General features: G+C 70.4%; 12 protein-coding genes. 3 read left to right on the forward strand and 9 right to left on the reverse strand.

Going from position 1 to position 15,224, the window contains the following annotated elements; all coding sequences use genetic code 11:
* Positions 1-2: 2 nt before the first annotated feature.
* The 3 genes from TSH64_RS17635 to dapA form a co-directional block, all read right to left on the reverse strand.
* Positions 3-698: an amino acid ABC transporter permease gene (locus tag TSH64_RS17635; RefSeq protein WP_098737327.1), complete on the reverse strand. Its 696-nt coding sequence runs from the start codon at positions 696-698 to the stop codon at positions 3-5.
* A 77-nt stretch (positions 699-775) separates the two neighbouring features.
* The gene (locus tag TSH64_RS17640; protein ID WP_199237591.1) at positions 776-1,603 is read right to left on the reverse strand and encodes an ABC transporter substrate-binding protein; all 828 of its coding nucleotides are present in this window, start codon (positions 1,601-1,603) and stop codon (positions 776-778) included.
* A 47-nt stretch (positions 1,604-1,650) separates the two neighbouring features.
* The gene (dapA, locus tag TSH64_RS17645) at positions 1,651-2,544 is read right to left on the reverse strand and encodes a 4-hydroxy-tetrahydrodipicolinate synthase (protein WP_109446850.1); all 894 of its coding nucleotides are present in this window, start codon (positions 2,542-2,544) and stop codon (positions 1,651-1,653) included.
* Positions 2,545-2,681: 137 nt separating this feature from the next.
* On the opposite strand from dapA, the gene TSH64_RS17650 reads away from it, so the two are divergent.
* The 3 genes from TSH64_RS17650 (at position 2,682) to TSH64_RS17660 (ending at position 7,257) form a co-directional block, all read left to right on the forward strand.
* Positions 2,682-5,639, forward strand: a complete 2,958-nt coding sequence (locus TSH64_RS17650; protein WP_109446852.1) for an FAD-dependent oxidoreductase — start codon at positions 2,682-2,684, stop codon at positions 5,637-5,639.
* Between the two features lie 60 nt (positions 5,640-5,699).
* Positions 5,700-6,428: an amino acid ABC transporter ATP-binding protein gene (locus TSH64_RS17655; protein WP_109446854.1), complete on the forward strand. Its 729-nt coding sequence runs from the start codon at positions 5,700-5,702 to the stop codon at positions 6,426-6,428.
* A gap of 133 nt (positions 6,429-6,561) precedes the next feature.
* Complete coding sequence (locus tag TSH64_RS17660; protein WP_247873006.1) at positions 6,562-7,257, forward strand: GntR family transcriptional regulator; 696 nt, start codon at positions 6,562-6,564, stop codon at positions 7,255-7,257.
* Positions 7,258-7,275: 18 nt separating this feature from the next.
* Here TSH64_RS17660 and TSH64_RS17665 read toward each other — a convergent pair whose 3' ends face one another.
* From TSH64_RS17665 to TSH64_RS17690, 6 genes are all read right to left on the reverse strand, one after another.
* On the reverse strand, positions 7,276-10,791 hold the full coding sequence (locus TSH64_RS17665; RefSeq protein WP_247873007.1) for an indolepyruvate ferredoxin oxidoreductase family protein: 3,516 nt from the start codon (positions 10,789-10,791) through the stop codon (positions 7,276-7,278).
* 107 nt (positions 10,792-10,898) lie between these two features.
* Entirely contained in the window at positions 10,899-11,645 is a 747-nt protein-coding gene (locus TSH64_RS17670; RefSeq protein WP_109446858.1) for a GntR family transcriptional regulator, read from the reverse strand.
* A 177-nt stretch (positions 11,646-11,822) separates the two neighbouring features.
* A complete protein-coding gene (locus TSH64_RS17675) occupies positions 11,823-12,548 on the reverse strand; it encodes an ABC transporter ATP-binding protein (RefSeq protein ID WP_109446860.1) in 726 nt (241 codons plus the stop codon).
* Positions 12,545-13,378: an ABC transporter ATP-binding protein gene (locus TSH64_RS17680; protein ID WP_109446862.1), complete on the reverse strand. Its 834-nt coding sequence runs from the start codon at positions 13,376-13,378 to the stop codon at positions 12,545-12,547. The genes TSH64_RS17675 and TSH64_RS17680 overlap by 4 nt, the downstream gene beginning before the upstream one ends.
* A complete protein-coding gene (locus TSH64_RS17685; RefSeq protein ID WP_199237592.1) occupies positions 13,362-14,261 on the reverse strand; it encodes a branched-chain amino acid ABC transporter permease in 900 nt (299 codons plus the stop codon). The genes TSH64_RS17680 and TSH64_RS17685 overlap by 17 nt, the downstream gene beginning before the upstream one ends.
* On the reverse strand, positions 14,254-15,153 hold the full coding sequence (locus tag TSH64_RS17690) for a branched-chain amino acid ABC transporter permease (RefSeq protein ID WP_109446864.1): 900 nt from the start codon (positions 15,151-15,153) through the stop codon (positions 14,254-14,256). The genes TSH64_RS17685 and TSH64_RS17690 overlap by 8 nt, the downstream gene beginning before the upstream one ends.
* Positions 15,154-15,224: the final 71 nt, after the last annotated feature.

Here is a 15,224-nt window from a genome sequence, read left to right on the forward strand (position 1 = left end):
CCTCATTGGCCGTCGACGATGGCGATGTTGCGGTAGGCGCGGCCGAAATGGCGCTCGATGCGGCGCTGGACGATGTCCCACAGCGAGGTCATCAGCAGGTAATAGAGGGCGGCCACCGTGAACAGCTCCAGCACCATGAAGCGCTCCTGGATGAGCAGCTGGGTGCTGCGCAGCAGCTCCTCCATCGAGATGACGGAGGTGACCGAGGTCGTCTTCAGCAGCCCGTTCACGCTGTTGCCGAGTGCGGGGATGATGATGCGGACGGCTTGCGGCAGCACGATGTAGGCCATCACCTGGGCCGAATTCAGGCCGAGCGCCCGGCCGGCGTTGCTCTGCCCGGCGGCGACGCCGAGGATGCCGCCGCGGATGATCTCGGCCAGATATGCCGCTTCGTTGAGGATCAGGCCGATCAGCGCGGATTCCGTGACCGACAGCTTGATGCCGATCTGCGGCAGGCCGGTGTAGATGATGATGAGCTGGACCAGCAGCGGCGTGCCGCGGAACACCCAGATGTAGGTCTGAGCCACCCGTGCCACCCAGCGGTAGGGCGACAGCCGCAGCAGCGCCAGCACGCAGCCGAGCACGAGGCCGCCGGCGATGCCCGCCAGCGTCAGCCACAGGGTGGTGATCGCTCCGCTGAACAGGTACCCGTTGAACAGGTACTCGAAGAAACCGTCCCAGTTCCAGCCACTGGTCATTCCGTCACCCTTTCACTCTGGTCCGATGCGCGGGCGGCGGCGGGAACGGGTCCCTGCCGCCGCCCGCGTTATGCGTCTCACATGCCGGGGCCGTTGACCTTGAAGGCGCCGTCGTTGGGCAGCAGGCCGTACTCGTCCATCAGCTTCTTGTAGGAGCCGTCCTTCTGCATGTCGTTGAGGACGCCGACCACGGCCTCGCTCAGCGTCTTGCTCTTCATCGCCAGGGCGACCGGGGTCGGGAACAGGCCGTGCAGGGCGCGCTCGAAATCGCCGCGCTTGGCGTATTCCGCCGCCGTCGGGTCGATGGCCACCGACGCCTCGGTCTGGCCGGCGCGCAGCGCCTGATAGGCGGTGGCGAAATTGTCGAAGGTCTTGATCTCGATGGGCTTCAGACCCTTGGCAACCACCATCTTGTCGAGTTCGCGCAGCTTGCGCTCCTCGAAGCCGCCCAGCTCGACGCCGACCGGACGGCCCGACAGATCCTCCGGCTTGGCGATCTTCAACGGGTTGCCCTTGGTCACCGAGATGCTGATCGCCTGCGATTCATAGTTGATCATCGGCATCATCTTGGCCCGCTCCTCGGTCCAGAAGATGCCGGTGTTGATCAGGTCCCAGCGGCCGGCCTGGAGGCCGGGGATCATCGCCGAGAACTCGATGCGGACATATTCCGGCGTCAGGCACAGGCGCTTGGCGATCTCGTTGCCCAGCGTGATGCGCATGCCCTTCAGCTGGCCGCTGCTGTCGACGAACTGCATCGGCGGCAGGGTCGGGTTGGTCGACATCACCAGCGTGCCGGGCTTGACCAGCTCGGAATCGGCGACCGCCGGCTTGCAGGCGGTCTGGGCTGCGGCAGGAAGAACGAACAGGGTCAGGCCGGCGGCGATCAGCAGCGTGCGAATGGTCATCGTAAACCCCTTTTCTCGTGTTCGGATCTCGGATGCGGGCGAAGCGGTCAGGCGAGGGAGTCGATCAGGCCGTAGGCCGCCAGATCGGCGCGCAGGGCCAGGGCGTCGGCCTCCGGCAGCGGCAGGCGCGGTGCGCGGGGGTCGCCGACCGGCAACCCCATCATGCCGAGCCCGGTCTTGGAGGCGGCGACGTAGCGGTGGCCGCCGACCCAGCGAACGATGGGCAGCATCTTCTTGTAGAGCGCCAGCGCCTGCTCCTTGTCGCCATGGTCGGCCACCAGCTCGAACAGGCGGGCGGAATCGCGCGGGATCAGGTTGGAGCAGACGGCGACCCAGCCCTGGGCGCCGAGCCAGAAGGATTCGTAGCCGAGGATGCCGGCGAACACCGTCATGCGGTCGCCGCACAGCTCGATGATGTCGCGGACCCGCGTCACCTCCAGCGTCGATTCCTTGATGTAGAGGACGTTGTCGATCTCGCTGAGCCGCGCGACGATGGGCGGGGTGAGGTCGACGTTGGCGGTCGCCGGGTTGTTGTAGATCATCACCGGCAGCGAGATCGCCTCGCCGATGCGGCGGTAATGCTCGAACAGTTCGTCGGGTGTCGGCGAGCTGTAATAGGGCGGGATCACCATCACCCCGTCGGCGCCCATGCTTTCCGCTTCCTTGGCCAGCGCAACGGCGTCGCGCGTCCATTCGGCGCCGGTGCCGATCAGCACGGGCACGCGGCCCGCCGCCTCTGTCACGCAGATTTCGATGACCTGCGCCCGCTCCTCCGGCGTCATCGACAGGAACTCGCCGGTGCTGCCGAGCGGGATCAGCCCGTGGATGCCCTGCTCGATCTGCCAGTTCACCAGCTTCTTCAAGGCCGGAACGTCCACAGCGCCGCCGTCGGCGGTGAAGGGGGTGATGAGGACCGTGTAGGTGCCGCGCAATGCCGTCATGGGTTCCCCCAAGCTCCTGCCTAATTTTTGACCTTGCCTAAATACTACTCGTATACTACCTGTATACAGGAATCCAGCGCTAATTGACGCAGCCTCGAAAAGCGCTTTCCACCGCACCCGGACAAAGCCGACCGCCCATGCGCCTCGAACATCCAAGCGTCCGCCGCGACGGCGCCCCCATCGAGATCACCTATGACGGCGAGCGGATTCCCGCGCTGGCCGGGGAGACGGTGGCGGCGGCCCTGGCGGCGCACGGCGTCGCCGCCTACCGCCACAGCCGCGACGGCGGCCGGCGCGGCCTCTATTGCGGCATGGGCGCCTGCTTCGAGTGCCTGGTGACGGTCGACGGCAAGGCGAGCCAGCGCGCCTGCCTGACCAAGGTGGCCGACGGCCAGACCATCCGCTCGCAGCCGCCGGCCGGCACGCCGGAGGATCCGCTGGTCGCGCTGGTGCCGCCGCCGGTGGGCGATGCGCCGGAGGAGCGGGTGGTCGATGTGCTGGTGATCGGCGCCGGGCCGGCCGGTCTGGCGGCAGCGACAGCGGCGGCGCGGCGCGTCGCGTCGGTGGTGGTGCTGGACGAGCGGCCGCAGAGCGGCGGGCAGTATTTCAAGCCGCTCGCCCCGTCGCACCGCGCCGGTCGGCCGACCGACCGCCAGTTCCGCGCCGGCCTCGCCCTGCTCGACGCGGCGAAGGCGGCGGGTGCTGCCATCGTCCAGGAGGCGACGGTGTGGGGTGCCCATGCCCCCGACGAGATTGTCGCCGTCGTCGACGGGCGCGAGACCGTCTACCGGCCGCGCCGGCTGGTGATCGCCGGCGGCGCCTATGAGCGGCCGGCGCCTTTCGAGGGCTGGACGCTGCCCGGCGTGATGACGACCGGGGCCGGCCAGACCCTGGCGCGCGCCTACCGCGTGGCGCCCGGCCGCCGGGTGGTGGTCGCCGGCAACGGTCCGCTCAACCTGCAACTGGCCTGCGAGTTGGTGGAGGGCGGCGTCGCGGTGGCCGCCGTGCTGGAAAGCGCGCCGCGCCCGTCGCCGGCCCAATGGCGGCAGATGCTGACCGCGCTGCGCGCCGCCCCCGGCCTGATCGGCGACGGCGCCCGCTATATGCTGACGCTGCGGCGCGCCGGGGTTCCGGTGCTGTGGGGGCATGGGGTGGTTGCGGCACGGGGGGAGGGCAGGCTGGAGCGGGTGCGCTACGCGCCGCTCGACGCCGATGGCGCGCCCCGCCTGAATGAGACCGTCACCGTTGCCGCCGATGCGCTGTGCCTGGGATACGGCTTCATCCCCTCGACCGAGATCGCCCGCGCGCTCGGCTGCGCCCATCGGCTGGTCGAGGACCGCCATCTCGGCTATCTCGCCACCGAGATCGCGGTGGACGGCGCCACCAGCGTGCCGGGTGTGTTCGCAGTCGGCGACGGCGTCGATCTCGGCGGGTCCAGGGTGGCGCAAGCGCGCGGGCGCCTCGCCGGCATCGCCGCCGCTGCCCAGCTCGGCCTGAGCGACAGTGACCCGGAGGAGGGCCGGCGGGCGCTGGCCGATCTGCGGCGGGCCGAGGGCTTCCAGGCGGCGCTGTGGTCGATCTACCAAGCGCCGCCGCCGCGGCTCGACATTGTGCCCGACGACGCCATGCTGTGCCGCTGCGAGGAGGTCACCTTCGGCCAAGTCCGCACCGAGATCGCCGCCGGCCATGACAGCCTCGCGGCGCTGAAGCGCAACACCCGGCTCGGCATGGGGCGCTGCCAGGGCCGCTATTGCGCCGCGACCGCCGCCCTGCTGCTGGAGCAGGCGACCGGCCGGCCGCGCTCCCCCGACCAGTATCTGGCGCCGCGCCTGCCGGCCAAGCCGACGCCGGCCGGCGCCTTCGCCTTCGAAAAGCCGGAATGGGGCGGCCACCAGCGCGCCATCACCCCCAACCTCGCCCGCCCGCTGGAGGACGGCCGGCTGCCCGACCAGGAGGCCGAGATCCTGATCGTCGGCGGCGGCGTGGTGGGATCCTGCCTCGCCTATTACCTGACCCAGGCCGGCCGCGACGTGCTGGTGGTCGAGCGCGGCGACACCAATTTGCAGGCCTCGGGCGCCAATGCCGGCAGCCTGCATGTCCAGCTGCTGTCCTTCGACTTCGGCGCCAAGGCCGAGGCGGGCGGCGGACCGGCGGCGGCGACGCTGACGCTCGGCCCGCGCTCCATCGCCTTGTGGCGGGAACTGGAGACGGCCTGCGGGGCCGATTTCGAACTGGCCGTCACCGGCGGGCTGATGGTGGCGGACAGCCCGGCCGGCATGGAGTTCCTCCGCGCCAAGGCGGCGCTGGAGCGGCGCTACGGCGTCGAGAACGCCATCATCGACGCGGCCGAGCTGCGCCGCCTCGCCCCCGCCTTGTCCGACGGGCTGATCGGCGCCGAATACGCCCCGCAGGAGGGCAAGATCAACCCGCTGCGCGCGACCTACGCCGTGCTGGAGCAGGCGCGCCGCCAGGGCGCCCGCTTCCTGCGCGGGGTGAATGTCACGGGCATCGCCGCTTTGCCGTCCGTCGAGGGCGGCGGCTGGCGGGTCGAGACCTCGCGCTGCCGCATCCGCGCCAAGCAGATCGTCAACGCCAGCGGCCCGTGGGCGCGCGAGACCGGGCGGCTGGTCGGCATTGACGTGCCGGTGCACAGCGCGCCCCTGCAGATGATCGTCACCGAGCCGGCGCCCAAGCTGGTCGGCCAGCTGGTCGCCCATGCCGACCGCCATCTCAGCCTGAAGCAGGCGGTCACCGGGGGCTTGATCATCGGTGGCGCCTGGACCGCCGTTTTCGACCCGGCGCGCCGCTTCAACACGGTGTCGCGCTCCAGCATCGAGGGCAACCTGTGGGTCGCCCGCCATGTGCTGCCGCAGATCGCCGGGCTGCATGTGGTGCGCGCCTGGGCGGCGATGAACATCAACATCGACGGCGCGCCGATCCTCGGCCCGGTGCCGGGGTTGCCGGGCTTCTTCAACACGGTGACCTCCAACGGCTTCACCCTGGCGCCGGTCGTCGCCCGCATGACCGCCGACCTGCTGGTCGACGGCCGCACCGACATCGACCCGACGCCCTTCCTGATCGACCGGTTCGGCTGAACCGTCCTCTCATCCGCCCCGCTCATCCGTCCAACGCCCCCATCGCCAAGAGAAGCCCCCATGATCGCCATCGAGAATGTCAGCAAGAGCTACGGCACCTTCCAGGTCCTGAAGGACTGCACGACCACCGTGCGCAAGGGCGAGGTGGTGGTGGTCTGCGGCCCCTCCGGGTCGGGCAAGTCGACGCTGATCAAGTGCGTCAACGGGCTGGAACCCTTCCAGTCGGGCCGCATCGAGGTGGACGGCATGGATGTCGGCGCGCCGGGCACGAAGATGTCGGCGCTGCGGGCCCGCGTCGGCATGGTGTTCCAGAATTTCGAGCTTTTCCCCCACCTGACCATCATGCAGAACCTGACCCTGTCGCAGCGCAAGGTGCTGGGCCGCCAGACGGACGAGGCCGTGGCGAAGGGCGAGGCGCTGCTGGCGCGGGTCGGGCTGGCCGCCCAGGCGCACAAGTTCCCCGGCCAGCTGTCCGGCGGCCAGCAGCAGCGCGTCGCCATCGCCCGCGCCCTGGCGATGGACCCCATCGCCATCCTGTTCGACGAGCCGACCTCGGCGCTCGACCCCGAGATGATCAACGAGGTGCTCGACGTGATGGTCGAGCTGGCGAACGAGGGCATGACGATGATCTGCGTCACCCACGAGATGGGCTTCGCCCGCAAGGTCGCCCACCGGGTGATCTTCATGGACCATGGCAGCATCATCGAGGACTGCACCAAGACCGAGTTCTTCGAGACCCGGCGCTCGGAGCGCGCCACCCAGTTCCTCGCCAAGATTTTGCAGCACTGATCCCGGTCCGGGCGCGGCACCGCCCCCCATCCTCCCGGTCAGGCCGATCAGAACCTTTGCAGGACAACGGTTCGTCTGCTTTGTTAGGGGAGAAGATCAGCGTCAGGTGGCAGGACTTGGTATGAGCATGGACATGGACGATTCCAAAGCCGCGACGCCGGCCGCAGCAGGGGCGACTCAGGCCGGTGCGACTCAGGCCGGCGTCAACCTGGCGAGCATGGCCTACCGCACCATCCTGGAGATGATCCTCGACCGCCGCATCCCCAGCGGCGAGGTGATCGTCGAAGACCGGCTGGCCACGGCACTCAGCATCTCGCGCACGCCGATCCGCGAGGCGCTGGTGCGGCTGGCGAGCGAGGGGCTGATCCGCAAGGAGTTCAACCGCCCCTACCGGGTGCGCGAGGTCTCCAACCGCGAATATTTCCAGAGCATGCGCCTGCGCGAGATCCTGGAGGGAGAGGCCATCGCCGCCGCCGCGTCCAGGGTCGATCCGGTCCGGCTGCAGGCGATGAAGGCCGAGATGCTGCGGCTGCGCGACGAGCCCAAGATCCGCTTCGAGGATCATTGGGCCGCCGACGAGGAACTGCACACCCTGATCGCCGAGGCGTCCGGCAACGCGGTGCTGGCGCAGATCATCCGCGACCTGCGGGTGACGACGCGCCTGTTCGAGCTGTCCGGCCTGCCGTCGCGCATCCGTCCCGACTGCGACGAGCATCTCGACGTCATCGCCGCACTGGAGAGCGGCGACCCGGCGGAGGCCAGGGCCGCCATGGAGCGGCACATCCGCAGCCTCGCCAAGGATGTGCTGGGCGAGATCGCCAAGAGCTGAGCGGTCCCCCTGGGCGGTTCACTCAGCCGCCAGACGCTGCGGCGTCGTGGAGCGGAACTGCGCCGGCCAGTCGCGCAAATCCATCTCCGCCTGGGCCATGGCCTTGTCCTTCACATGTCCATAGCCGCGGATGCGGTCCGGGATCCCGGCGATCCGCAAGGCCAAATCGAGCGTTTCCGGGGTGAGGCCGGCCAGCATTTCCGTGATGGCCCGTTCGTACTCCCCGATCAGTCGGCGTTCCGCCCGGCGCTCCGCGGTGCGCCCGAACGGGTCGAACGGCGTCCCGCGAAGTCCCTTGAGCCTCGCCAGCATTTTGAACACGGGCAGCATCCAGGGGCCATAGGCACTCTTCTTCAAATGGCCTGTCCGCTCGTCGCGCCCCGCAAGCAGGGGCGGAGCCAGATGGAAGCGCAGGCGGAAGCCGGCCTCGAACTGTCCGGCCAGCTGCGCGAGGAAGGCGCCGTCGGTGTAGAGGCGGGCGACTTCATACTCGTCCTTGTAGGCCATCGCCTTGTAGAAGGACCGCGCCACCGCCGCGGTCAGCCGGCTGCTGTCCGGCACCGCTGCCGCCTCGGCCCGGCGGACCCGGTCGACCAGCAGGCGGTAGCGCTCGGCATAAGCCGCATTCTGGTAGGAGGTCAGCTGTTCGACGCGCCGGGCGACCAGCCCGTCGAGATCGTCGGGTGGCGGAGCGGCCAGGCTTGAAGGCTTGGCCGGGTGCGCCGCCGCGAGCGCGCCGGGGTCGGCGGCCGCGCGGCGTCCCCAGGCGAAGGCCGACCGGTTGCCGGCAACCCCGGTGCCGTTGAGGAGGATGGCCGTGTCGATGGCCGCGGCCGACAGCGGAATCAGCCCCTTCTGCCACGCGTAGCCGAGCAGGAAGAGGTTCGCCATGATCGCGTCGCCGAACAGCGCGGTGGCGATGGCGGTGGCGTCCAGCGCATCGACCGCCGCCGGGCTGCCGCAGGCGTCGGCGACCCGGCGGACCAGCAGCGGCAGCGGCAGCCGTTCCTCCGGATTGCGGGTGAAGGCGCCGGTGACGGTCTCATGCCGGTTGAGCACCGCGCGGGTCCGGCCGGCCCGCATGCGGCTCAGCCCATCCTCGCCGGCCGCGACCAGCAGATCGCAGCCGAGCACGGCGTCGGCGCCGCCGGGGGCGATGCGGGCGGCATGGATCCGGTCGGCCCGACGCGCCAGGACGATGTGCGACATCACCGCGCCGCCCTTCTGCGCCATGCCGGTTTGGTCGAGGATCGAGCAGGCCAGCCCCTCCAGATGCGCCGCCATGCCGAGGATCGCGCCGATGGTCACCACCCCGGTGCCGCCGACCCCGGTGACGAGAAGGCGATAGGGTTGATCCAGTGGCGGTGCCACCGGGTCGGGCAATGCGTCGGGCAGGGGGGTGCCTGCATCGGGCGCCGGGGCGGCGGCGGGGCGTGCCTTGCGCAGCGTGCCGCCCTCCACCGTCACGAAGGACGGGCAGAAGCCGCTCAGGCAGGAGAAATCCTTGTTGCAGGAGGACTGGTCGATGGTCCGCTTCGTCCCGAACTCGGTGTCGACCGGCACCACCGACAGGCAGTTCGACTGGGTCGAGCAGTCGCCGCAGCCCTCGCAGACCCGCTCGTTGATGACGACGCGGCGGCCGGGGTCGGGCAGCTTGCCGCGCTTGCGGCGGCGGCGCTTCTCGGCGGCGCAGGTCTGGTCGTAGATCAGCGCCGACACGCCCGGCACCTCGCGGAACTCGCGCTGCACGGCGTCGAGATCGTCGCGGTGGTGGATGGTGACGTAGGGCGGCAGGCCGGCGGACAGGCCATACTTCTCCGGCTCGTCGCTGACCAATGCGATGCGCTGCACCCCCTCGGCGCGCACCTGCCAGGCGATGGCCTGCGGGGTGAGCTGGCCGTCGTGGGACTGGCCGCCGGTCATGGCGACGGCGTCGTTGAACAGGATCTTGTAGGTGATGTTCACCCCGCCGGCGACCGCCGCGCGGATGGCGAGCAGGCCGGAATGGAAATAGGTACCGTCGCCGATGTTCTGGAAGATGTGGCGGGTCGGCACGAAGGGCGCCAGCCCGACCCAGTTGGCGCCTTCCGCCCCCATGTGGGTGTAGGTGGCGGTGTCGCGGTCCATCGCCTGCGACATCCAGTGGCAGCCGATCCCGGCATGGGCCCGCGAACCCTCCGGCACCTTGGTCGAGCTGTTGTGCGGACAGCCGGAACAGAAATAGGGCGTGCGCTTGGCAACCGGGCCGCCCGGGCGGGCGGCGGCGGCGCCATTGCCAATGCTGTTTTCAAGGCGGGCCAGCGCGTCGGCGTCCAGCTCCACGCCGCAGCGGGCGAGCTGCTTGGCGATCGCCATGGCGATCTCGGCGACCGACAGCTCGTCGTGCGAGCGCAGCAGGGGAACGCCGGACCAGTCGTGCTTGCCGGTGACGCGCGGGCGCCGGTCCGCCGGCAGGCCGTAGAGGATGTCCTTGATCTGGCCCTCGATCAGCGGCCGTTTTTCCTCCACCACCAGGATCTCGTCGAGGCCGGCGGCGAAGCTGCGCAGGCTGTCCGGCTCCAGCGGCCAGGGCACCGCCACCTTGAAGACGGCGATGCCGAGCGCCGCCGCCCGGTCCTCGTCGATGCCGAGTTCCGCCAGCGCCTGCCGGACGTCGAGATAGGCCTTGCCGGCGGTGACGATGCCGAAGCGCGCGCCAGTACCCCCCAGGGCCACGCGGTTCAGGCCGTTGGCGCGGACATAGGCCAGCGCCGCCGGGATCTTGTGCAGGTGCAGGCGGGCCTCCTGCTCCTGCGGGCTGTCGGGCCAGCGGATGTTGAGGCCGCCGGGCGGCAGGACGAGGTCCGTCGGCTGCCGGATGACGGGCAGGGCCGGGTCGAGGGTCATCGAGACGCTGCGGTCGGTCAGGTCGGCCGTCACCTTCATGGCGGTCCAGCAGCCCGACAGGCGCGACAGCGCCCAGCCATGCAGCCCGTATTCGATCATCTCCGGGATGCCGGACGGGCTCAGGATCGGCATCATCGCATCGACCAGCGCATATTCGCTCTGGTGCGAGGTCGTCGAGGATTTGCAGGTGTGGTCGTCGCCGGCCAGGACGAGCACGCCGCCCCGCCCGGCCGAACCGGCAAGGTTGGCGTGGCGGAAGGCGTCGCCGGTGCGGTCCACCCCCGGCCCCTTGCCGTACCACAGGCCGAAGACGCCGTCCCACTCCGGCTGGTCCTGCAGATGGATCTGCTGGCTGCCCCACAGCGCGGTGGCGGCCAGATCCTCGTTGACACCGGGAATGAAGCGGATGTCGTGGGCATCCAGGAAGCCCCGCGCCCGGCCCATCTCCATGTCGATGGTGCCGAGCGGCGAGCCGCGGTAGCCGCTCACCAGCCCGGCGGTGCGCAGGCCGGCGGCGCGGTCGCGCCGTTTCTGGAGCAGCGCCATCCGCACCAGGGCCTGCGTGCCGTTCAGGAACACGCGGCCATGCTCGGCCAGATACTTGTCGTCCAGGGTCACCGCGCCCGTCATCGCCACGCCGTCCGGCATGTGCGTCCTCCCTCGGTGTCATTGTGTGTTCTGAAGTGTACACACTTTGCGGCGAGGGTCAACGCCGGTTCTGGGGCCGCTGCCGGGGGCCGCTGTCCGAGGCCGGTTCAGCTGGCCATGCGGCCCATGTAGATGCGCGCGAGCCCTTCCTTCATGGCGGACACCGCGTCGGCCACGCTGATGCCGATATGGTCCGACATGCAGGCCACCGCGCGGCCGCGGTCACGCGCCTTCAGCGCCTCGGCGATCGCCAGATGCTCGTCGAAGGTGGTGGTGCGGCGCTGGGGGTTCTCGATCTCGATGCGGCGGACGAAGCGGATCCGCGCGTTGATGCTCTCCAACATGCGGACCAGCTCGGGATTGCCGCCCATCGCGGCGATGCGGATGTGGAATTCCTCGTCGCGGCTGGTCAGCTCCTCGGCGTCCATCGCGGCGCGGCTCGCCCGCACACCGTTCCAGAAATCCATCAGTTCGGCGATGCGGACGTCGCTGGCGCGCTCGGCGGCCAGTTCGACGCTCAGCCGTTCCAGCGACGCCCGCACCTCGAACAGGCCGATGATCTGCTCGGCGTCGAAGGGGCGGCAGTAGAAGCCCTTGTTGGGCACCAGCGTGATCAGTCCCTCGATCACCAGCCGGTTCAGTGCCTCGCGCACCGGGGTCCGGCTGACGCCGAGGGTGGCGGCCAGCTCCACCTCGTTGATCCGTTGTTCCGGCCGGAATTCAAAATTCACCGCCATGCGCTGGATCGCGGCATAGACGCGGTTGACGCTGTCGGCGGCGCGCGGCGCGGGCGCCGCCCTGGGAGCTGCCTTGGGAGCCGCCTTGATGGTCTTCTTGCGCGGGGTTCCCGCCATGATCGTCCTATGTGCTTCCTGCGGTGCCGGTGGGACAACACCCGAATGCCAGTACCGGGTTCCGGCGATGGGCTGTCCGGCGACGCACCGTTGCGGCGCGCCGCGCGGGACCATAGCACCAGTGGAATATGCAGGCCAGTATACACAACTGCGACCAATTCGGCGGGACGGCGAGGATCAATGCACCGGGCCGGTTCCCAGATAGAGCTGGCCGACCGTTTCGTCCTCCAGGATCTCCCGGGCGGTGCCCTCGCGGTGGACCCGCCCCATCACCAGCACATAGGCGCGGTCGGAGACCTCAAGCGATTCCGCCGCGTTCTGCTCGACCATCAGGACCGAGACGCCCTCGCGGTCGCGGATGCGGCGGATGTGGGCGAACAGCTCGTCCATCATCAGCGGCGACAGGCCGGCCGACGGCTCGTCGAGCAGCAGGTGGCGCGGCCCCGGCATCAGCGCGCGGGCCAGCGCCAGCATCTGCCGCTCGCCGCCCGACAGGCTGTCGGCCCGCGCCCCGGCCTTGCGGCCGAGATTGGGATAATGCTCCAGCAGCTGTTCCAGCCGGGCCCTGCGGGCGGCGGGCGCGACGAACTGGCCGCCCAGCTCCAGGTTCTCGCGGATGGTCAGCGGGCCGAAGATGTTGTCGAGCTGCGGCACATAGGCGACGCCGCAGTCGCGGATCCGCCGGTGCACCGGGATGCCGGCAAGGTCGCGGCCGTCGGCGACCACCCGGCCGGCGCGCGGGCGGAGCTGGCCGACGACGGTCTTCAGCAGGGTCGATTTGCCCGACCCGTTGGGGCCGAGGATGGTGACGATCTCCCCTGGCTCTACCGTGATCGACAGGCTGTTCAGGATGTCGGCGTCCGGCACGTAGCCGGCGCGCACCTCGTGCACGGAAAGCGTCATGCTCTGGCTCCATTGGTCCTGATGTCGACCGTTCCTCCCACCGTTCCACCGGCGACGATCCGCAGCGGGACGCCGGGCCGGCGGCGGCCGAGATAGGCCTCGACCACCTGCTGGTTGCCGCTCAGCTCGTCGGGGCGGCAGTTGGCGATCACCGCCCCCTTGTCCAGGGCGAGGCAGCGGTCGCACAGGTCGCCGATGAAGCCCATGTCGTGCTCGACGATGACCAGCGCGGTGCCGCCCTCGCGGATGCGCCGCAGATGATCGGCCATCCGCCGGCGCAGCGAAGGGTTGACGCCGGCCGTCGGCTCGTCGAGCAGCAGCACCGCCGGGTCGTCCATCAGCACCGCCGCCAGCCCGAGCAGCTTCTGCTGGCCGCCCGACAGGCCGCCGGCCGGGTGGTCGGCAAGGCCGGCGAGGTCGACCTCGGCCAGCAGCCCCATCGCCTTGCCGATGAAGGCCGCCTCCTCGCGACGCACAGCTCCCGGCGTCAGCAGCGAGCGCCAGGGCGAGGCGCCGGCCGGCAGCCGTCCGCCGGCCAGCATCACCTCCAGCACCGACATGCGGGCCGGCAGCTTGGGAAGCTGGAAGCTGCGGCGCAGGCCGAGCCGGCTCGGCTGCCAAGCGCGCCGCGCGCTGACCGTGGTGCCGTCGAAGCGGATCTCGCCGCTGGTCGGGGCGAGGAAGCCGCTCAAGAGGTTGAGCAGGGTGGTCTTGCCGGAACCGTTGGGGCCGACCAGACCGACGATCTCGCGGGGCCCGATCTCCAGGCTGACATGGTTGACCGCGGTCAGCCCGCCGAAGCTGCGGGTGACGTCATGGGCGCTGAGCATGGAGCCTCCGCAGCCGTTCGGGGACCAGCCCCTGGGGTTTCAGCATCAGGACGGCCAGCACGATCGAGCCGATGGCGAAGACGCGCAGGCTGCCGGTCAGGTCGGACGGAAGGGCGACGGCATCCTTCAGGAAGGGAATGCCGGCATAGAGCGTGGTGACCAGCATGGCGCCGACCACCGCCCCCGCCACGTTGCCGAGCCCGCCGAGCACCACCATCGTCCAGATCAGGAAGGTCTCGAAGGGCAGCAGCTGGTCCGGCCCGATGAAGGCGAGGTAGAGGGTGTAGAGCCCGCCGGCCAGCCCGGCCATCGCGCCGCCGATGGCCAGAACCTTGACCTTGCAGGCGACGATGTCGTGGCCGAGTGCGGTGGCGAGGTCGGGATTCTCCCGCATCAGCCGCAGCACGCGGCCGAACTGGGTTTGCCCAAGCCGCCGCGCCATAAGCGCGGTGCCGAGCAGCAGCAGCGCCGCCAAGGCCAGGGTGGCCAGCGCGCGCGCCACGCCGTCGAGGCCGGGGAACAGTCCGACGATGCCGCCGATGCCCTGCGGACCACCGGTCAGCCAATCCTCGTTGAGGGCGACCAGCCGCACCAGCTCGGCCACCGCCAGCGTCGCCAGCGCCCAGTATTCCGCGGCGAGGTCGCGGCCGAGACGGCCGATGGCGAAGCCGCCGAGTGCCGCGGCAGCCATGCCGGCGGGCAGGGCGGCCGGCCAGGGCAGCCCGGCGCGGGTCAGGATGGCGACCGCATAGGCGCCGATGCCGAACAGGGCGATCTGGCCGAAGTTCAGCAGGCCGCCGGTGCCGGCCTGGAGGTTGAGGCTGACCGCGGCGATCCCGAAGATCGCCGACATGATCAGCACATGCAGGCAGAACTCAAGCACGGCGTCCTCCCCGGCTCAGCAGCCCTTCCGGGCGGTATACGAGGGTCACGACGATGAGCGCGAAGCCGATGCCGGTCAGGTAGCCGAGCGGCAGGTAGCGCGGCCCGTCGGCGGCGAGCAGGCCGAAATCGATGCGCATCACCAGCGTCTCGGCAAGCGCGATGGCGAAGGCGCCGATCACGGCACCCGGCAGGCTGCCGAGCCCGCCGACGATGGCGGCGGCGAAGACCGGCAGCAGAAGCATCTGACCCATGCCGATGTCGAGCTGGGTGACCAGCGCCAGCAGGATGCCACCGATGCCGGCCAGCGTGCCGCCGAGGAAGACGGTCACCAGCGTGACGCGGCGGGCGTCGATGCCCGACGCGGTGGCCAGCGCCGGATTGGCGGCGATGGCGCGGATCGAACGCCCGAGCGGCGTCAGCCGCAGCATGGCGAAGAAGCCGATCAGGCAGACGGCGGTGATGGCGATGGCGGCGATCTGCAAATCGGACAGGATGGCGCCCCACAGATCGTGCGGCGGGGTCAGCGGCGTGTCGAACTGCTGCGGCCGGGTACCGAAGACCGCCTGAAGGCCGGCGCGCAGCATCATGGCGATGGCGAGCGAGCCGATCAGCGCGCTGGCCGGGCCGGCGCCGGCGAGCCGCTCGAAGGCGAAGCGGTGCAGCAGCATCGCCGCCAGCCCGGCGGCGAGCGCCCCGGCGACGGCGGCGCCGACCAGCCCGCCGCCGGGAAACAGGGCGGCCACCGCCAGCGCCACCGCCGCACCCAGCGGGGCCATCTCGACATGGGCGACGTTGGGGAAACGGCTGACGCCGTAGGACAGGTTGAGGCCGAGTGCGATCAGGGCGAGGTCGCTCGTCCGGATCAGGGTGTCGATCAATATCTGGATCACGGGACGTGTCTCCGGTCGGGCGGGGCAGGGGCCCCGGCCGGGCGGCCGGGGAACCCTTCGCGTGCGGGAGG

This window comes from Azospirillum sp. TSH64 (assembly GCF_003116035.1).
GTDB lineage: Bacteria > Pseudomonadota > Alphaproteobacteria > Azospirillales > Azospirillaceae > Azospirillum.